Below are 18,757 nucleotides of genomic sequence, written 5' to 3' on the forward strand. Positions count from 1 at the left end.
AGAATTTTAAATGAAAACTGATCAGGACTATATGCAACTAGCGCTCCAACTGGCAGCAAGTGCAAGAGGCAATACAAATCCCAATCCGTTAGTCGGGGCCGTTATCGTAAAAGATGGCGTCGTCGTCGGCACAGGGCTTCACCGTAAAGCAGGGGAACCTCATGCAGAAGTACATGCGGTGAATATGGCAGGAGAGCATACGAAAGGTGCGACGATTTATGTCACATTGGAACCTTGTTCGCACTACGGCAAAACACCGCCATGTGCGAAGCTGCTAAAGGAAAGCGGGTTTAAACGCGTTGTTGTTGCAATGGAAGATCCGAACCCTGAAGTGGCAGGACGCGGAATCCGTCTGTTGCGTGAAGCGGGAATCGAAGTGGAAGTGGGAGTTCTCCAGGAGGAGGCCCAGAAACTGAATGAACGGTTTATCCATAATATGCTGACAGAACGTCCTTTTGTCGTGGCGAAGTTCGCAATGACACTTGATGGTAAAATCGCGACATATAATGGCCACTCCCAATGGATTACGGGTGAAGCAGCACGTGCGGATGTCCATGAATTGCGCCATGAAGTGGACGGGATATTAGTCGGTGTTCAAACCGTTTTAAATGACAACCCGAAACTGACGACACGTCTAAAGGATAATCGGAAAGGTCGTAACCCGATTCGAGTAGTGTTGGACAGTACGCTGAAAACACCGGTTGATGCAGATATAGCGAATACGACAGAAGCTCGTACAATCATTGTCACTTCTATAGACTCAGATCCAGTAAAGGCACAGCAACTGGAACGTAACGGTGTCGAAATTATCCGGGTGAAAAAGGATTTAACAGGCTTGAACCTAGAGGATATGTTGAAAGCATTATATAAAAAGGGCATTACGCATCTGCTTGTTGAAGGTGGCGGCAATGTGAACGCATCATTTTTACGAGGCGGCTTCATTGACCAGTATATGGTATATGTCGCTCCGAAAGTATTGGGAGGGAAAAACTCCATTACACCGTTTACCGGATCTGATGTGGAAACAATCGATTTGGCAAGCGAGCTTGAATTCGGTGAAATCACTCGTATCGGCGAAGATTTGCGTATTATAGCCTATCCAAAGAAGGCTGGTTTACATGAATAGAAAAGTGGATGTATGCATTGTGGGCGGTGGTCCTGGCGGTGCACTGCTTGCCAATATATTGGCGAAAAATAATGTATCGGTTCTTTTAATTGAACGGACAAATGATTTTGCCAAGGCATTCCGCGGGGAACATTTAAATGAGGAAGGCGAGCGGATTCTTAAACAGTACGGGCTTTTTGAACGAATTGAACAGCTCGGTTTGCTGCGGATGGAAACATTGGAATATTGGATGGGCGGGGAAAAGTTTAAAACAATTGAACCGGATCCCGCAGTAGGTCATTTAGGAATCCATGTACCGCAAGCACATCTGCTTCAGGCAATTATCGAGCAGGCAAAAGGCTATCCGGCATTTGACTATCTATTGAATACGACGGTTAAAGAGCTTGTTCAAAACGAGTATGGACAATATACAGCTGTTCGCGCTAAACAGGGTGATGCTGAGATGACAATTGAAGCACAACTTATTATCGGTGCGGATGGGCGCTATTCGACGGTCAGAAAATTGGCGAATCTGGATGTTACGATTCGCGATCATGGCTATGACTTGCTTTGGGCGAGAATACCGGCACCTGAGTATTGGACGCCTTCGATAAAAATGGCCTTAGTTGACGGCATGCAAATATCCCTGTTTACACAGGCAAAAGGATTTGTCCAAATCGGTTGGAATATTGCAAAGGGCAGCTACCCGGAATTACGCAAACAGCCGTTTATCCCATTCATAGAAAAGCTCGTAAAAGCATTTCCCCAATTGGCGCCTGCTGTACAGGAGCATATCCGGTCATGGAAAGACTTTGTGCTGCTTGATGTTTTCAGCAGTACGACCGAACAATGGGGTAAAGAAGGTGTCGCATTAATTGGGGATGCTGTTCATACAATGACCCCGACAGGTGCCTACGGATTAAACAGTTCGTTAATGGATGCCCATGTGCTGGCCCAGATGCTGCTGGAAAATGAGGAATTTGATTTTGTCAGCTGTGCGACGGCACGAAAAAAGCAAATCGAAAAAATTCAGGCAACACAAATAGAAAAAGAGCAAAAGTTCCATGAAGCTTTTCTCGTATTAAATTAAGTTAGGTGAGATAGATGAAATTTGGTTTTGATATTGATGATACGTTAATCGATTTACGTCGACATGCATTTCATTTGTATAATAAGAAATTGAACAAGACGATCAGCGAAGATGATTTCGAGACAATCCCCACAGTCGAAATCCACGTACCGTTTAGATTAACAAATGAAGAAGGCAGCCAAATGTGGAAAGATACGATGGAAGAAATCTATTTCACAGACTGTCCTAGCTTTGAAGGGGCTAAGGAAGTTTTAAATGCTTTGGCAGAAGAAGGACATGAAATTTATTATATTACGTCTCGTCCGAAAGAGTATTGTGAACAGACCCGAGCATGGGTAAAAGCACAGGGGTTCCCGGTTGTGGATGAGCGTTTTTACTGCGGAATGGCAGACCATGAGAAAATCGATATTATTAAAAGTCTGGAACTTGACGTTTATGTAGATGATAAGCCGGCTGTTTTAAATACATTGGCGGGGAGCACAACGAAAGTAATTGTGAAAAATCAGTCATACAATCAGACAGTAGAATATCCGCGTCTGACAAGTTGGAATGAATTCAATAAACTGATCGGTTATGCCTCGGTGTAATCGGCAGGAGAAATTCCCGGAGCTTTTTCGGGGATTTTTTTATATAAAAAGTGAAAATAGTTTGAATTTTTCCTTTCAACTGATTGAATATATGGTATTGTTAACAGTGTATAGACATACCGGTTGGAGGATTTTACTATGATAACACAACAACATTACGAAGCAAGCATTCATTACAATGGGATTATATTACTGTCGGCTTACTTACAACGCCAGTATGTATACCGTACAATTCAAGTACGTCTTAACGGAGCAAGTGAAGAACCACTAAATAAAGTAAAAAGTATGCTTGAACATACAGAGCTGATGCTGAATATTTTTGAGGAATCGAAAGATCTGATGGAAGGTCAGCGCAACAAACTTAAATCATTTGCGGACGAGGTAGCCCTTTTGATGCAAAATTATATTAAAGAAGATCCGGATTTTAAAGAACGTCTGGCAGTTGTCGGCTCAACACTTTACTCAGAGCAACTGATGAATAACGGGATTATTAAACTCGGCTATATTTTCAAACAAAATATCGGGAAAGATTTCCCGGCACGTGTTAAATTTTATGAAGAGCGTACAAAGGTAATCGACCTGATGGTACAGCTCGTGTCAGAAGGAAAAGAAATCGAAAAAGGCATGCAGGACATTTTAAACAAATGGTATGACGGCATCGCCAACCAGAAAAAAGGCATTATGGAAGACCTATCGAAAATCAACGAAATGCTCGATTTTAAAGCAGAATAATTAATAGATTTTAAAAAATGTTGAAGTAAATTAAGCAGCGGATAATTTGTAAAATTGATTGGAATGGAGGGCGAGTGTAGCTGTCGGCTAACGCCTTTCGCTACAAGCAAAGCTTCCTGCGGGAATAGCGTGACGCCTGAGACTTGGAACAAAAGCTAAGAACGCCACGTCCTGTGGCAACGCTTTTGTGACCAACATCCTGTTGGCCTCACGCCCGCGGAAAGCGTCCCGAAATGGAAATCAATTTAAATCATAGCAAAAACCCATCTTTCTCTCGGAGAAAGATGGGTTTTTGGTTATGTTCTTCTTTATGCGCGTTCGAAAAATACTTTATCGATATTGTATTTAGATTGGAATTGATTGATCGCATAAGTTTCGTAAATTTCACGTTCCATCGGATCTTCAATTTCATATACTTCAATTTTGTGGATTTCAGCACGGTGGTTTTTCATTGGTGATACATTGTCTTCAAAGTGCTTTTTAATACGCTGACGGATTTTACGTGCTTTCCCTACAAATAAAAGTTCATTCTTTTCATTGTAAAAGAAGAAGATTCCGCCCTTATCACGCGTAATTTTATGGAAATCAATAAATCCGAAGTATGGAGTAATTTCCACATCGCCTGGTTTTAATACTTGCTCACGTTGACGAATTACTAAATCTGGTTTTGGCATTTCAATTTTAATCAAACTGTTCACGTCCCTAAATTATTCTAAAAGTTTATTTTACACGATATTACGGTAAATTGCTATTGATATAGCAGTCCAAGCATTGGGAAATTGAAAAATATGCGGAGTTTTTCCCTATATATTCAAAACAAAAGGGGCTACTCCTATAACAACAATACATATTATCCGACACTATATAATCTCTAATTAAAATCACCTCTCCGCTCAAACCTTACAATAAAATCAATTTTCAATACCCTTCAGCCAATAAAAAAATCATTTTTGATACCTATTGGTCAAGCAAAAAATTCTATCTTAATTGCAGGTTTGGATAGATTTTGAATTTTCGCTTTCTTTTTCGTGTTAGATTGCTTATGGTAATAATAGTTTGTTCAGCAATCACGGATTATACATAATAATTTTTAACAATAGTTTCAACAGAGAGAAGGAATCGTATGCAAAAGTTTAAAGGTGAGCTGCTCATGCTCATCACCGCTGTTATGTGGGGAAGCGGGTTTGTCGGAATGGCAAAAGGCCTTGAACATTGGACTGTATTTCAATTAATGGCGGGAAGATTTTTATTGGCTTCCATTATTTTAAGTTTCATTTTCTATAAAAAATTAAAGCTCATTTCCAGGGCAGTAATATGGAAAGGGGCAATTCTTGGAGCAATTTTATTTATCGCCTTTGCATTGCAGACAATGGGCTTGGAATATACAACAGCTTCTAAAAATGCATTCCTGACAGCGATCAATGTCATTATCGTGCCGATTATTGCTTATGTCATCTATAAAAGAAGAATTGACCGGTTCGAATTTATCGCAGCGGGTGTGGCCGTTGTCGGTATCGGCTTTTTATCATTACAGGATTCGCTGACGATTAATATTGGGGACTTCTTATCCATTCTTTGTGCGATCGGCTTTGCTTTCGATATTTTCTATACAAATGTATTTGTCAAAACGGAAGATGCTTTAGCGCTGACAATCGTTCAGTTTTATACAGCGACTGTCCTCAGTGTAGCAAGCGTCCTTATACTTGGGGAAGTACCGACGACGTATACTTCAGAAGGCTTGGGGATCATTGTTTACTTGGCGATATTTTGTACTGCTGTTGCATATGTATGTCAAAATATCGGGATGCAATATGCAAATCCGACGAAATCGGCCATTATTTTATCGACGGAATCATTGTTCGGTACGATTTTCTCAGTACTTCTTTTAAACGAACTTCTGACAGGCCGAATGCTTGTTGGATGTGTCCTTATCTTCTTTGCCATTCTGTTTGCAGAAGTCAAACCGACCTTCAGACGAAAGAAGTCCTATGTTTAACAAACAGCCATTTTAAGCGATTCGTTTAAAATGGCTGTTTTTGTTTATTATTAGAGAAATACGGAAAAGGATAAGAGATGAAATAAGGGGAGGACTGGTTAGATGTTACATTATACTCGAAATGGTTCAGGGGAAGTTATCGTATTAGTACACGGATTTTTAGGCAGTACAGCAATATTTGAAAAAATTATGGAGCCTTTAACAAAACAATTTGATGTCATTGCCATCGATTTGCCGGGCCACGGTAAAAGCGAAATGCCGGAAGGAGAATATACAGTTTATCGTTATGCCGAAGATATTATCGATGTATTAGTAGCAGAAAAAGTTGAAAAGGCTTATTGGATTGGCCATTCGATGGGTGGCTATATTACATTGGCGGCAATCGAGAAACAATATTCTAATATCGAAAAGGCTGTCTTACTGTATTCATCCGACTCAGCGGATACACCGGAAGCAATCGATAAGAGAACAAAACAACAAGAAGAAATTCAGGAAAATGGCACAGGGTCGTTCGTTGACGGAATTATTCATAATTTCCTGGCGCCTGATGCAAAAACAGAAGATGTTCTGTTTGCAAAAGAAGTTGCCTATGAAGCGAAGGAAGAAGGGCTCGTTGCGGCACTCGGTGCAATGAAGTCACGTCCAAGCCAAAAAGACCTGGTCGATACATTACCGATTCCAATCCTTGTAATTGAAGGGGAACAGGACAAAGCAGTTACCCCGATTACAACATCCAATCCGAATGTAGAAAAAGTATCAACAAATACAGGTCATCTCGGAATGGTGGAAGATTCTCAATCTGTAGCAAGAGAAATTATCCGTTTCCTGAACAATTAAAACTAAAACTAAAACGAGAGGGATCCATGTTTTTGGGTCCCTCTCGTTTTAACTGTATTGCTTTTTCAAATATAATGTAATCCAATTAAAACATTCGTTTTTCTCTAAATTACCAACAAGCCCAATAATAATCGCATTTCTTGGATTTTCGCTTTTCAGTTCTTCTATTAATAACTGAATGGATTCGAGTTCTAATTTGTTTGATGTTTGTTGTTGAAGTGATAATAAATCTTCCATTAAATCGTCACTCGAATAATTTTCAAGTCGTTTATAAAAGTGAGATGGATGTTCAAGCAATGCGATTTTACTTTTCGTTGCCAGTAAAGTCGTCTTCTCAACGAGTGAATCCGCAAATTTCCCCGAATCAAATGGCTGAGATGAATCGAAAATATACTGCATATACGATTGGACCATGCCATTAACAATAACGACTAGATCATATTGTCTTCCTTCGATCTGGTCGCCAAACACTTCAAATAACAGCTTCTCCAGATTTTTATTGGAAAGCTCTACATAATAATGAATGCGTTCAATTAATGCATTGTTGATCGCAGAAACATTTTCCTTCATCAAAATATCCGCGAATCCCGCATATTGTGATAATACTTTCATCATTTGAACAAAGTAGGTATGTAGCTTATCTGAAGATGTTTGTACTTCACTGACTGCTTGGTCAACTTCAGTTATTATATTGTTCATAAAATGTTCAATAATAGAAAAAACGAGCTCATCTTTTGATTTAAACGATAAATAAAAGGCACCCTTAGAAATCCCGCAATGGTCAGTGATTTGCTGAACTGACGTGGCTTCGATCCCTTTTTCGGCAAATAGATGAAGTGCAGAATCGATGATCAATTGTTTTCTTGTCATAGTAATTTCAAGCTCCTTTCAATTGACACGTGACCGACTAGTCATTATTATAGAATGGTGGTTACATATAGTCAAGAAAGGTAAGGTGGAACCGTGAAAGGCTTAGTTAATTTCGTATTAAAAAATAAGCTTGCCGTATGGTTACTAACAATCATTATCGTGTTTTCAGGTATTTATTCATCTACACGTATGAAAATGGAATCGATTCCAGATATTTCGATCCCGTTCTTAATCGTTATGGGTGTTTATCCTGGTGCAACACCAGAGCAAGTAATGGATGAACTTTCAATTCCTTATGAAAAGGCAGTTGAAAGTTTGGAAGATGTAAAGGCAGTATATTCTACATCTTCATCAAATGTTTCACAAGTACAAGTGGAATATGAATATGGCGTGGATATGGATGAAAAGAAACGTCAATTAGAATCAGCTTTAGATAATATTGAACTTCCTGAAGGTGCACAAGAGCCTTCAATTATGGCAATCAGCATGAACATGATGCCTGTAGTTGCTTTATCAGTAAGTAGCTCGGAAGAAGATATCGTTGAACTGACGTCAACAGTAGAGAAAACGATTCTGCCAAAACTAAACAAAATTGACGGTGTTGCATCTGCGACAGTTACAGGTCAACATCTTGAAGAAGTAGCCTTCACATATGATGAAGAAAAGATGGCACAACTTGGTTTAACGGAAGACTCTGTGAAGCAAATGATTCAAGCTAGTGACCTTGCAGTCTCGTTAGGATTATACGAGTTTGAAGATGGCGAACAGGCTGTTGCAGTTGACGGCAAGTTCAAAACAGAAGAGCAGCTAAAAGAAATGCTGATCCCTGTTACACCTTCTGAAACAAACCCGGTTCCTTTCGTGAAATTAGGGGACATTGCGAAAATCGAAAAAGTAGGTAAAGTCCAATCCGTATCCCGTACGAATGGTAAAGATGCGATTGCGATTCAAATTGTAAAAGGTCAGGATGCCAATACGGTTACTGTAGCAAATGCAGTAAAAGACTTAATCGAAGAAGAGCAGGAAGCCATTTCCGGTCTTAAAATCGATGTTTCATTAGACCAAGGGACACCAATTGAAGATTCTGTCTTTACAATGGTCGAAAAAGCGGTATTTGGTGGTTTAATCGCAGTATTGATTATCCTATTATTCCTGCGTGACTTTAAATCAACAATCATTTCAATCATTTCGATTCCGGTATCAGTATTCATGGCATTATTGGCATTGCACTGGTTGGATATTACGCTGAATATTATGACGCTTGGAGCGATTACAGTTGCGATCGGACGGGTAATTGACGACTCGATTGTAGTAGTAGAAAATATTTATCGTCGTATGCATTTAAGAGAAGAGAAATTACAAGGCCGTGCGCTAATTCGTGAAGCAACAATTGAAATGTTCAAGCCGATCATGTCTTCAACATTAGTAACAATTGCGGTATTCGCACCACTTGTATTTGTAGGCGGCATGGTAGGAGAATTATTCGTACCATTCGCATTAACAATGTCATTTGCATTAATCGCTTCATTAATCGTTGCGATTACAATCGTACCAGCACTTTCACACACATTATTCCGTAAGAAAATTTACGGTGAGAAGTCTGAAAGTCAGCATAAAGAAGTTGGTAAGCTTGCCGTAACATACCGTAATTTCTTGGAGAAATCTTTGAACCATAAATGGATTTCATCAATTATTGCGATTGTACTATTAGTCGGCTCACTAGCGTTAACACCATTAATCGGCTTTAGTTTCATGGGCTCTCAAGAAGATAAAGTGATGTATTTAACATATACACCAGGTACTGGCGAATTGATGGATGAAACACTGGAAAATATCGAGGAAGTAGAACAGGAATTACTGAAACGTAAGGACATCGATATTTTACAATTATCGGTGAACACGGAAACTTCTACTGATGCTGCTGCAATGTTGACTGGCGGCGGTGCAGGTGGCGGTTTAATCTATGCAATTTTCGATCCGGACATGGATGATTTCCCGAAAGCGAAAAAAGAAGTAGAAGACTATATCTTTAACGTTGACCAATCAGGCGAATGGAAAACGCAAAACTTCGCGATGGGCATGTCTTCGAATGAAGTTAGCTACACATTATACAGTGAAGATCTAGATAGTTTGAACGAAGCAGTTGCTCAAGTTGAAGATGTTCTAGTGGACATTAAAGGACTTGAGGACGTTGAATCAAATGCTTCTGCACCATATGTAGAAAATGTTATTAAAGTAGATCAGGAAAATGTATTACAATATGGTCTGACTACTGCCCAAATCTTAATGGCTTTACAAACAAATACAGCAAAAGAAGTGCTGACAACTGTTGAAAGTGACGGCGCTGATATAAATGTAGTTGTACAACGTGAAGCTAAATCTGCAGCAGCGGATATTGATGAATTATTAGAAACACCAATTCAAACGGCAACAGGTCAAACAATGACAATTGGAGACATTGTTGAACTTGAAGAAGGTACGACTTTAAATTCATTATCACGTCAAAAAGGTGAATACTTTGCGACAGTAACAGCAGCGATTACAGATAAAGACATTTCAAAAGCAACAACTGCAGCTGATGAAAAAATTGCTGACTTAGACTTACCGAAAGGCGTTACTACAGGTGTAGGTGGTGTTGCAGCAGATATGGCTGAAACATTTACTAAACTAGGTGTTGCGATGGTTGCAGCAATTGCAATTGTGTACTTCATCTTAGTAGTAACATTTGGTGAAGGATTAGCACCATTTGCGATTCTATTCTCATTACCGTTTACAGTAATCGGTTCATGGATTGGATTATTTGCAACAGGTCTTACAATTTCAGTTTCTGTTATGATGGGATTACTGATGCTGATCGGTATCGTAGTCACAAATGCGATTGTACTTGTGGACCGTATTATCCGTATGGAACATGACGGTATGAACATGCGTGAAGCAATACTGGAAGCCGGTGCAACTCGTTTACGTCCAATCTTAATGACGGCGATTGCAACAATTGGTGCAATGGTACCAATGGCACTCGGTGGAGCTGGCGGCGGTCTGATTTCACAAGACTTAGCTGTAACAGTAATTGGTGGTTTACTATCATCTACTTTATTAACATTAATCATCGTACCGATTGTTTATGAAGTATTATCAAAAATGCTTAAGAAAAATCGTAAAGATGTAAAAGACAATTAATAAAAGCGGTCTGTAAGAATTCATTTCTTGCAGGCTGTTTTTTGTTGTAAAGTAATGGGTATAGAAGAAAAGTTTTAATCTACATAAAAGGAGGCTTGAGATGAAGAAGTTATTTTTGTTAGGTCTGGTTGTAGCAGCAATGTTCTGTTTAAATGGGATTTCTGCCGCAGCGGCTTCAGACACAGTCGGTCTTGGTAAATATCCTGTGCAAGTAGTTGCAAAAAAGAATACAGAACTGAAAGATGAACAGGGCAATGTCATCAAAACTGTAGCTAAAGGGGACAAGCTATTACTGCAGGCGATTAAAGGGAAGGCCGGAGTGATCAGCTATTCTTCCAAATCTGCTTTCATCCCTTTAACCGATGTACATTATATCGAGCTGGTCGATGGCGCGAAAACAATTACCTATGATGAAGTCGCAGCAAAGCTAAAGCTAGTATCCTCCATGTATCCGTCAGTGACGAAACTGCAGGAAATCGGTAAATCGGTTGAGGGAAAGCCATTATATGCACTAAAAGTTGGAGCGGGTAAAAAGGAAGTATTAATGGATGCGTCTTTCCACGGACGTGAACATATGACGACAAATGTATTGATGGAAATGATTGATACCTATGTTAAGGCATATGTAAACGACACGAAAATCGAAAAATATGATGTGAAGAAAATATTAAGTGAAGTAAGCATCGTCTTTGTGCCAATGGTGAATCCGGATGGGGTAACGCTTGCCCAAGGCGGTAAAGTAAAAACATCGATGACAAAACTGAAGGCGATGAACAACAACAGTGCTAATTTCAATCGCTGGAAAGCCAACATTAACGGAGTCGATTTGAATCGTCAATTTAATGTGAACTGGCATCTAATTAAAACGACAAAGCCTTCATTCAAAGAATATAAAGGAAAAGCGCCGAATACAGAACCGGAAGCGCTCGCAATCAAACGACTGATTGATCGCGGCAATCATTTGGCATATGTTTCCTATCATTCTTCCGGTCAGATTATTTACTGGAGCCAAACGAAAACAAAATTCAGCCGAACGAAAAAGCTGGTAAAAGGGGTATCGAACATCACCGGTTATAAGTTGATGCCTGTAACGAAAAAGAATGAACCGATTGCGGCATCTGAAGATTACTTTACAAAAGTAAAAGACCGCCCTGCGATGACGGTCGAAATCGCTCCATTTGCAGGGGAAGCATCCGTTCCGTTAAAACGTTGGCATGCTGTTTGGAAGCAGAATAAAACCGTCGGACTGTATGTAGCCAATGAAGCGCGGAATTGGTGAAAAAGCTGGTGAACCCCAATTGCGGGGGTTCACCAGTTTTAGATTTATGACGAGCTTGTTTCGGTGTCACTAGTTCCTTAAGAATGACTCATATGAGAGGTGTTCATCGTAAATGGGCATATGTAATTGACAATTATCATAAAACATAATATGTTAATATATGAGTATATGTTCATATATAAAAGATAAATGGGGGCGTTTTAAATGGGAGAGCACCATCAGCACCATCATTCACACAGTACGAACAAGAAAGTTCTTTTTATATCCTTTTTAATTATTATCGGATTTATGATTGTCGAAGCGGTCGGTGGGGTGCTGACGAACAGTCTTGCGCTATTGTCTGACGCAGGCCATATGTTAAGCGACGCCGTTTCACTTGGAATTGCATTAATGGCCATCATTTTTGCACAAAAAGTCGCAAATGCCAGTAAAACTTTCGGCTATAAACGGATTGAAATATTAGCGGCTACTTTAAATGGACTGACGTTAATCATTATCGCCCTGTTCATTTTTTACGAAGCAATTGGACGTTTCATGAATCCTCCTGAAGTTGCTTCAACCGGAATGCTCATCATCAGCAGTATCGGATTGGCAGTAAATATTTTAGTTGCTTGGATTATGATGCGCGGTGCAGATACGAAAGATAATTTAAATATGAGAGGCGCTTACTTGCATGTGATCAGCGATATGATCGGTTCAATCGGTGCCATTATTGCCGCTTTACTGATCCTGTTCTTTGACTGGGGATGGGCGGATCCATTGGCAAGTGTTTTTGTAGCCGCACTGGTGTTACGAAGCGGTTATCATTTAACGAAAGCTTCATTGCATATCTTAATGGAAGGGACACCTCAGGATGTAAAAGTCGATGAAATCATTCAAACGATTGAAAAATATGATGACATCAAAGCGCTTCATGACCTGCATGTCTGGACAATTACGAGCGGATTAAATGCACTGTCTTGCCACATCGTTGTAAATGATGACTTGACGATTAAAGAAAGTGAGCAACTTTTAGATAAAGTCGAACATGATTTGCTTCATCAAAATATTCATCATGTTACGATTCAAGTCGAGACTCATTCGCATCGGCATGATCATTCGGTCTATTGTACAGCAAAGCAAGATGTAAGCCATCAACATCATCACCACCACCATTAATCAATTACGCCTGGCGTAGAGGAGAAAAGAGTGTTTAATCGTATGACAATGGAAAAAAGAACCCAACATGAATTGGATGAAGAAACATTGTTTGTCGTTTCGCAAACATTCAAGGCGTTAAGCGATCCGACACGAATCCGTATTTTAAACATGTTATGCTGTGAAGAACATTCGGTAAATGACATTGCGGAAAAGCTTGATTTGAATCAGTCGGCGGTTTCCCACCAATTACGTTTTTTAAAGAACTTGCGATTAGTAAAGTTCAGAAGAGAAGGAACGACACTATACTATACAAGCGCAGACGACCATGTGATCAACTTGCTCCATCAGGCAATCGATCATGCCCATCATTAATTAAAAAATAATTATTAACACGTAAAAGTTTGTTTTCACGAACTTTTACGTGTTTTTTCATTGGTTTCGCCATTTTATATGTTTGGGTATATCTATAAATGGAAGTAGCAAAATAAAATCATTGTCCAAATACAAGAAGCCAAATGGAAGTTTATCGAATAATTCTAAAATACTGGAGGGATTTTACTATATGAAAGTTGTCGCAATTGTAGGAAGTATCCGCAAAGAATCATACAATCTAAAAATCGCAAAATATATTCAAGGACGTTATGCAGATAAATTTGATTTGGAAATTCTGGATTTGACTCCTCTGCCAATGTACAACCAGGACATTGAAATGGAAGCTCCTGAAGCTATCCATAACTTTAAGGCAAAAGTAAAAGCAGCAGATGCAGTCCTTTGGATTACTCCTGAATATAACTCTACAATACCCGGCGTTTTAGGAAATGCGATCGACTGGCTAAGTCGTGTGGACAAGGTAATGAACGGCAAGCCGTCGATCATAATGGGTTCATCAATGGGGATGTTAGGTTCTGTTAAAGCGCAAATGCATTTACGTGATATTTTATTTGCAATCGGCTTAAATTCACCGGTATTACCTGGTAATGAAGTGTATATTGGAGCAGTCCATGAAAAAATCGATGCGCAAGGGCAGCTGACAGACGAAGCAACTATCGCATTTTTAGATGGTGTTATCGCAAACTTCATGGAATGGATGAAACAGTTTTAATATTGTGTGCACCTCTGTTAAAAAAGAGGTGTTTTTTTATGAAATGGGTTTATGGAAACCGTGGAACTTCAGCGTGTGATTGAATTGCTGCGCTTTGTCAATTGTTAAATGTTGCGAAAAAGTATGTTTTTTAGTGTGGGAAATCTCTCTAATTCCGCTTTTTTATTCACTATAGTTTTTTTCTATGAAAATTATAGGAAGTATCTAATGGACGAAAGACGAATCTCTCATTACAATGTAGATAAGGCGATTAAAAAATAAGGTGTAACGGATTTTTTAATTGGCTATATGGATTTACAGAAATTCATCGTAACATCGAACTAAAAATACTATTTTGGGGTGATTGTTAATGGGAAAAGATTTAAGTCAGTTCATCAGAAATGAAGCGTTTTTAAACAAAGTTGTTTCAGCGGAGGAAGCCGCGTCTTGGATTGAAGACGGCATGAATCTGGGTATGAGTGGTTTTACGCTTTTCGGAGAGCCAAAAGAATTTCCGCTTGCACTTTCTAAACGAGGAGAGCAAGAAAATTTCAAAGTAAATCTTTATACAGGTGCATCATTAGGACCAACTGCTGACCAATCAATGGCAGAAGCAGGAATCATCAATTTACGTGTGCCTTATCAAGGTAATGCGATTATGCGCGGTAAGATCAATAACGGAGAAATTTTCTATATTGATCAGCATTTATCACATACAGCAGAAGAGGTTCGTAAAGGGTCACTTGGTAAAATTGACTATGCAATCATTGAAGCAGCTGCAATTACAGAAGACGGTCTAGTCATTCCAACAGGTTCTGTAGGAAACTCACCGATCTTTGTAGAAAAAGCTGAAAATGTTATTATCGAAATTAATACAACTGCCCCGAAAGCATATGAAGGGCTTCATGATATTTATGTACAAAAAGCGCAAGGCGAGCGTAAAGAGATCCCTATTTACAATACAGGTGATCGAATTGGTGAAATCGGAATTAGAGTAGACCCTGCGAAAGTAAAAGGAATCGTTTTATCAGAGCAGCCGGATATTCCATCACCATTATTTGAGCCAAACGAAGAAACACAAAAGATTGCGGATAATTTATTAGCATTCCTTGCAAATGAAGTCGAAGTAGGGAATTTACCGGAATCATTAGCGCCACTTCAATCAGGCGTTGGTTCGGTAGCAAATGCCGTGTTAAACGGAATGCAAAAGTCTCAATTTAAAGATCTAGAAGTATTCTCGGAAGTACTGCAAGATGGTGTGTTTGACCTGATCGATGCGGGTATTGTTAAATTCGCTGCTGGTACGGCATTCTCACTTTCTAAGAAGCGTGTAGACTCATTAGCGGAAGACCTGGAAAAGTACAAGGATAAAATCATGTTCCGTCCACAGGAAATTTCGAATAACCCGGAAGTTATTCGCCGCTTAGGTGTTATTTCGTTTAACACAGCAATTGAAGTAGACATTTACGGCAATGTCAATTCAACACATGTAAACGGTACAAAAATTATGAACGGTATTGGCGGTTCCGGTGACTTTGCCCGTAATGCGCGCATTACCATTTTCGTAACATCTTCATTAGCGAAAAATGGTGCGATTTCAACAATCGTTCCGTTCGTTTCACATATCGACCATACAGAACATGATGTCGATGTAATTGTAACGGAGCAGGGCTATGCGGATCTTCGTGGTCTGCCACCAGTGAAGCGCGCTGAGAAATTGATTGAAATTGCACACCCGAAATATAAAGAACAGTTACGTGCTTATTTCGAAGAGGCTAAAGAGAAAGTGGGCGGCCAAACACCGCATATCCTTGAAAAAGCATTCTCATTCCATAACAATCTAAAAGAGCATGGGACAATGTTATTTGAGGACGACAAAATCAAACATTAATGAGTAAAATGATAAAGGTGGCGTTTTAACATGGATGTAAGATTTCCGATTGGTCCATTACAAGTACCTGAACAAGTGACGCTTGACAATGTGAAGGAATGGTTACAACAAACGGAATCGTTTACGACACGTTTAAGAGAAGTTGTCGATACATTAAATGAAGAGCAGTTGAATAAAACTTACCGTGAAGGTGCATGGACAGTTCGTCAGCTCGTTCATCATATTGCGGATTCACAGCTGAACATGTATCAGCGACTGAAGCTGGCACTAACGGACGACAATCCGACAGTACCAGGGTTTGATGAAGAGAAATGGGCCGTTTTACCGGACACGGAATTACCTGTAGAAAGCTCGATTAAAATGCTTGAAGGTATTAATGAGCGTGTCGTTTCGTTAGGTCATCATTTAACGGAAGACCAGCTAAAGCGGGAATTTACCCATGAAACAAACGGTCCAGTCACAGTGGCCGCAAAAGTGGCGAAACTGGCATGGCACGAGGAACACCATTTCGCTCATATTAAAATTGCGCTATCAAATTAATTTTTAATCGAATTGGCTTACCCGAAAAGGTAAGCCAATTTTTTTATGGAGCGTACTATTTTATCTCTTTGTATAAAAAGATGAGTCGTTCAATTTCTTCAAAGCCATTATTTTTATAAAACTGTTCTGCCGGTATATTACGGTTTGTGAGCAGTGTCATCGATTCTACTGATCTATCTTTCAGCTGGATTTCTAAATAGTTCAGCATTGCTTTACCAATACCTTTATTTTGCAATGTCTGATCGACGCACATTTCATGGATGAAATATTCATGGCCACTATACCATTTCCGTTGCACCCCCATTATAAAGCCAAGCAGTTCGTCATTTTCTAAAGCGATTATGCCCAGAAAGTTCGGGGTATTGTAGTAATCGGATAAATACTGGTGTGCACTTTCATAGTTCCAGTTGTCATTCCACGGCTCTGCATTAAATACTTTGATAAATATTTCTGTGCATATTGCTAAATCAGTTGCTTCCATTAGTTTAAACTCCACAATCAACCGCTCCCTTTATAGTTTCTTTGTAAAACATATAATGCGATTTGCCTCTGTAAAGCCTAATTTAAGATGAACATTTAAACTATCTACATTCGACAATTCACAGTCGCTCGCAAACTCTGTACATCCTTTAATTTTAGCCCACTGTTCACATGCCTGTACTAATTGCTGTGCAAAATGCTGTCTCCGGTAGGGCTCTTCTACATATAAGCCTTCCAAATAACCGACCGGACTGGAATGTGTTCCTTCAACATAATCAAAACGTAGTTGGCATTGTGCAAATCCAATCGGTTTTTCATCATCAAATGCTAAGAAAACGGTACTGTTCGGATTGTTAATAATGTCTTCCATGTTTTGTACGAATTCATGTAAATCATTGCCTGGCCAAAGGAGTAAAGCAAGCCTGGCTGCTGCGGATGCATGGTTCAGTGTCGCTTCTCTAATCATAAGTGCCTCCTGTAAGAAAAAGTATATTTACTATTATAGAATAAAATGGAAGATGATAAGTGACTGAAACAAATAAAAAGCAAGCGATACGATAAACGTACGCTCACTTTATAATGGCTTTAATGCTTTTGTCTGTTCAATGTAAATAAAGGCATCATATCTTGATCCGACATTGGACGGAACATAATTTCCATACGCTTCATATTCGGGATGATAGACGACACCAATTGCGCGATGCCCAATCCGGTCATTGAACAATTCCCGATTTTGATCAGTGAAAATCAATATTTTATCCTGTCCGCCAGCTGCATGGAGTTGTCCTTCCCATGTGTTGAGTTTGGAGGAGGGGACTGGGATTATTTGGAGAGGATCTCCCCAGCTGTCAGCAGCGATGACCGTTCCTTCATATGTTCCGAATCCGATAGCATACGTATTGTCCATTTCATACTGCTCTCGGATAAGTTGACCGACGTTGATCATTTGATCTTCTTTCATACTTGTAGCAGACGCATCTCCGATATGTGTATTATGTTCCCAAATGATGATTTTTGCTTCTTCACCGTGATACTTCAATAATTCATTGATTGCTTCCACCATATGCAAGTCGCGTGTATTCCAGGAGATGGCATCCTGCATCATTTCACGGTAATAGGTTTCGGCATTCTTAGCAACAAGCGCATTCATCATGACATTTAAATCTTCCTCATGTTTGTTCGAGTACTGTTGTTTATTCTCTCGTAACGACCTCAATAAATCCGTTACTTCACGGACACATTCATCGGTAAATTGAGCGGTGGATAGAGCATAGTGCTCCGGCATTCTGTTATAAGGTTCGAAGCAGGAAAATGCTTTCTTTGCATGTTCAAAATCGGCTTTGTATTTAGGGTTTTCAGATAAAAATTGGATTACTTCATCCATCGATTCAAAGAGGCTGTATAGATCAATGCCGTAAAACCCGACCTTAGTCTCCAATGTATGATTCTTATCCTTTAGCCACTCTACAAATTGTTCTACTTCTTCGTTTGCCCACATCCATTGCGGCCAACGATCAAAAGATTCTTTCAATATCGCAGCAGCGTTTTTCTCATCCTTTTCATAACCTTTTACGTAGCGGTTCACTGCCTGAGCTGAAGGCCAGTCTCCTTCTACACCGATAATATTAAATCCTTTTTGATTAATGAGCATTTTCGTTAATTCGGCGCGGACAGTATAAAACTCTGATGTACCATGGGAAGCTTCACCAATCATCACAATTTTGGCATTTCCGATCGCTTCTACAATTTTATTTAAACTTTGTTCGTTAAAGGGCAGTGCATGTTCTTTGATAGCAGCTACCAGTTTTCTTGGCATGTTGATTCATTCCTTTCTTACTTCATTATCTTTCCCGTGCTACTCATATGAATACCCTGTAGCAACTACATAAAAAACAGCAAAGAATTTTTGTTTTTTTTGAATAATCGTCAAATAAATGGTGATACTATTA

Annotated in this window: 18 protein-coding genes; 13 read left to right on the forward strand and 5 right to left on the reverse strand. The window is 39.5% G+C overall.

Going from position 1 to position 18,757, the window contains the following annotated elements; all coding sequences use genetic code 11:
- Positions 1-10: 10 nt before the first annotated feature.
- The 4 genes from ribD to MKY51_RS08000 all read left to right on the forward strand — a co-directional run bounded on the left by ribD (position 11) and on the right by MKY51_RS08000 (position 3,514).
- Complete coding sequence (gene ribD / locus MKY51_RS07985; RefSeq protein ID WP_339176385.1) at positions 11-1,126, forward strand: bifunctional diaminohydroxyphosphoribosylaminopyrimidine deaminase/5-amino-6-(5-phosphoribosylamino)uracil reductase RibD; 1,116 nt, start codon at positions 11-13, stop codon at positions 1,124-1,126.
- Positions 1,119-2,195 (forward strand): FAD-dependent monooxygenase, encoded by a 1,077-nt coding sequence (locus MKY51_RS07990; protein ID WP_339176386.1) that lies wholly within the window; start codon positions 1,119-1,121, stop codon positions 2,193-2,195. The genes ribD and MKY51_RS07990 overlap by 8 nt, the downstream gene beginning before the upstream one ends.
- 14 nt (positions 2,196-2,209) lie before the next feature.
- Positions 2,210-2,782 (forward strand): HAD family acid phosphatase, encoded by a 573-nt coding sequence (locus tag MKY51_RS07995; protein WP_339176387.1) that lies wholly within the window; start codon positions 2,210-2,212, stop codon positions 2,780-2,782.
- A gap of 138 nt (positions 2,783-2,920) precedes the next feature.
- On the forward strand, positions 2,921-3,514 hold the full coding sequence (locus tag MKY51_RS08000) for a transcriptional regulator (RefSeq protein WP_339176388.1): 594 nt from the start codon (positions 2,921-2,923) through the stop codon (positions 3,512-3,514).
- Between the two features lie 308 nt (positions 3,515-3,822).
- Here MKY51_RS08000 and MKY51_RS08005 read toward each other — a convergent pair whose 3' ends face one another.
- Positions 3,823-4,203, reverse strand: coding sequence for a nucleotide excision repair endonuclease (locus tag MKY51_RS08005; protein WP_079526647.1), 381 nt, complete (start codon positions 4,201-4,203; stop codon positions 3,823-3,825).
- A gap of 434 nt (positions 4,204-4,637) precedes the next feature.
- Here MKY51_RS08005 and MKY51_RS08010 point away from each other — a divergent pair, with 434 nt between their 5' ends.
- Together MKY51_RS08010 and MKY51_RS08015 are read left to right on the forward strand one after the other, a co-directional pair.
- Entirely contained in the window at positions 4,638-5,510 is an 873-nt protein-coding gene (locus MKY51_RS08010; RefSeq protein ID WP_339176389.1) for a DMT family transporter, read from the forward strand.
- Positions 5,511-5,612: 102 nt separating this feature from the next.
- A complete protein-coding gene (locus MKY51_RS08015) occupies positions 5,613-6,347 on the forward strand; it encodes an alpha/beta hydrolase (RefSeq protein ID WP_339176390.1) in 735 nt (244 codons plus the stop codon).
- A gap of 48 nt (positions 6,348-6,395) precedes the next feature.
- Here the strand turns inward: MKY51_RS08015 and MKY51_RS08020 are convergent, their stop codons facing one another.
- Positions 6,396-7,217, reverse strand: a complete 822-nt coding sequence (locus MKY51_RS08020) for a TetR/AcrR family transcriptional regulator (RefSeq protein WP_339176391.1) — start codon at positions 7,215-7,217, stop codon at positions 6,396-6,398.
- Between the two features lie 93 nt (positions 7,218-7,310).
- Here MKY51_RS08020 and MKY51_RS08025 point away from each other — a divergent pair, with 93 nt between their 5' ends.
- The 7 genes from MKY51_RS08025 to MKY51_RS08055 all read left to right on the forward strand — a co-directional run bounded on the left by MKY51_RS08025 (position 7,311) and on the right by MKY51_RS08055 (position 16,328).
- Positions 7,311-10,397: an efflux RND transporter permease subunit gene (locus MKY51_RS08025; RefSeq protein WP_339176392.1), complete on the forward strand. Its 3,087-nt coding sequence runs from the start codon at positions 7,311-7,313 to the stop codon at positions 10,395-10,397.
- 100 nt (positions 10,398-10,497) lie between these two features.
- Positions 10,498-11,676: a M14 family zinc carboxypeptidase gene (locus MKY51_RS08030; RefSeq protein WP_339176393.1), complete on the forward strand. Its 1,179-nt coding sequence runs from the start codon at positions 10,498-10,500 to the stop codon at positions 11,674-11,676.
- A gap of 204 nt (positions 11,677-11,880) precedes the next feature.
- Positions 11,881-12,834 (forward strand): cation diffusion facilitator family transporter, encoded by a 954-nt coding sequence (locus MKY51_RS08035; protein WP_339176394.1) that lies wholly within the window; start codon positions 11,881-11,883, stop codon positions 12,832-12,834.
- A gap of 42 nt (positions 12,835-12,876) precedes the next feature.
- Positions 12,877-13,188: a metalloregulator ArsR/SmtB family transcription factor gene (locus MKY51_RS08040; protein WP_079528762.1), complete on the forward strand. Its 312-nt coding sequence runs from the start codon at positions 12,877-12,879 to the stop codon at positions 13,186-13,188.
- A gap of 190 nt (positions 13,189-13,378) precedes the next feature.
- Positions 13,379-13,918: an NAD(P)H-dependent oxidoreductase gene (locus tag MKY51_RS08045; RefSeq protein ID WP_339176395.1), complete on the forward strand. Its 540-nt coding sequence runs from the start codon at positions 13,379-13,381 to the stop codon at positions 13,916-13,918.
- 349 nt (positions 13,919-14,267) lie between these two features.
- On the forward strand, positions 14,268-15,788 hold the full coding sequence (locus MKY51_RS08050; RefSeq protein WP_339176396.1) for a succinate CoA transferase: 1,521 nt from the start codon (positions 14,268-14,270) through the stop codon (positions 15,786-15,788).
- A gap of 30 nt (positions 15,789-15,818) precedes the next feature.
- A complete protein-coding gene (locus tag MKY51_RS08055; protein ID WP_339176397.1) occupies positions 15,819-16,328 on the forward strand; it encodes a YfiT family bacillithiol transferase in 510 nt (169 codons plus the stop codon).
- Between the two features lie 55 nt (positions 16,329-16,383).
- Here MKY51_RS08055 and MKY51_RS08060 read toward each other — a convergent pair whose 3' ends face one another.
- From MKY51_RS08060 to MKY51_RS08070, 3 genes are all read right to left on the reverse strand, one after another.
- Positions 16,384-16,824 carry a GNAT family N-acetyltransferase gene (locus MKY51_RS08060; RefSeq protein WP_339176398.1) on the reverse strand — a complete coding sequence of 147 codons (441 nt, stop codon included), beginning with the start codon at positions 16,822-16,824 and terminating at the stop codon, positions 16,384-16,386.
- A gap of 15 nt (positions 16,825-16,839) precedes the next feature.
- Positions 16,840-17,274, reverse strand: coding sequence for an aminoglycoside 6'-N-acetyltransferase (gene aac(6'), locus MKY51_RS08065; RefSeq protein ID WP_339176399.1), 435 nt, complete (start codon positions 17,272-17,274; stop codon positions 16,840-16,842).
- Positions 17,275-17,382: 108 nt separating this feature from the next.
- On the reverse strand, positions 17,383-18,624 hold the full coding sequence (locus MKY51_RS08070) for an erythromycin esterase family protein (protein ID WP_339176400.1): 1,242 nt from the start codon (positions 18,622-18,624) through the stop codon (positions 17,383-17,385).
- Positions 18,625-18,757 lie beyond the last annotated feature (133 nt).

Origin of the sequence: Solibacillus sp. FSL R5-0691 (assembly GCF_037974225.1) — a bacterium.
GTDB lineage: Bacteria > Bacillota > Bacilli > Bacillales_A > Planococcaceae > Solibacillus.

Bases quoted from the DNA above. Each gene is read 5' to 3' on its own strand.
- MKY51_RS08000 (WP_339176388.1), top strand. From the start codon at position 2,921: ATGATAACACAACAACATTACGAAGCAAGCATTCATTACAATGGGATT.
- MKY51_RS08010 (WP_339176389.1), top strand. From the start codon at position 4,638: ATGCAAAAGTTTAAAGGTGAGCTGCTCATGCTCATCACCGCTGTTATG.
- MKY51_RS07990 (WP_339176386.1), top strand. From the start codon at position 1,119: ATGAATAGAAAAGTGGATGTATGCATTGTGGGCGGTGGTCCTGGCGGT.
- MKY51_RS08020 (WP_339176391.1), bottom strand. From the start codon at position 7,217: ATGACAAGAAAACAATTGATCATCGATTCTGCACTTCATCTATTTGCC.
- MKY51_RS08030 (WP_339176393.1), top strand. From the start codon at position 10,498: ATGAAGAAGTTATTTTTGTTAGGTCTGGTTGTAGCAGCAATGTTCTGT.
- MKY51_RS08015 (WP_339176390.1), top strand. From the start codon at position 5,613: ATGTTACATTATACTCGAAATGGTTCAGGGGAAGTTATCGTATTAGTA.
- ribD (WP_339176385.1), top strand. From the start codon at position 11: ATGAAAACTGATCAGGACTATATGCAACTAGCGCTCCAACTGGCAGCA.
- MKY51_RS08055 (WP_339176397.1), top strand. From the start codon at position 15,819: ATGGATGTAAGATTTCCGATTGGTCCATTACAAGTACCTGAACAAGTG.
- MKY51_RS08045 (WP_339176395.1), top strand. From the start codon at position 13,379: ATGAAAGTTGTCGCAATTGTAGGAAGTATCCGCAAAGAATCATACAAT.
- MKY51_RS07995 (WP_339176387.1), top strand. From the start codon at position 2,210: ATGAAATTTGGTTTTGATATTGATGATACGTTAATCGATTTACGTCGA.
- MKY51_RS08035 (WP_339176394.1), top strand. From the start codon at position 11,881: ATGGGAGAGCACCATCAGCACCATCATTCACACAGTACGAACAAGAAA.
- MKY51_RS08040 (WP_079528762.1), top strand. From the start codon at position 12,877: ATGACAATGGAAAAAAGAACCCAACATGAATTGGATGAAGAAACATTG.
- MKY51_RS08070 (WP_339176400.1), bottom strand. From the start codon at position 18,624: ATGCCAAGAAAACTGGTAGCTGCTATCAAAGAACATGCACTGCCCTTT.
- MKY51_RS08050 (WP_339176396.1), top strand. From the start codon at position 14,268: ATGGGAAAAGATTTAAGTCAGTTCATCAGAAATGAAGCGTTTTTAAAC.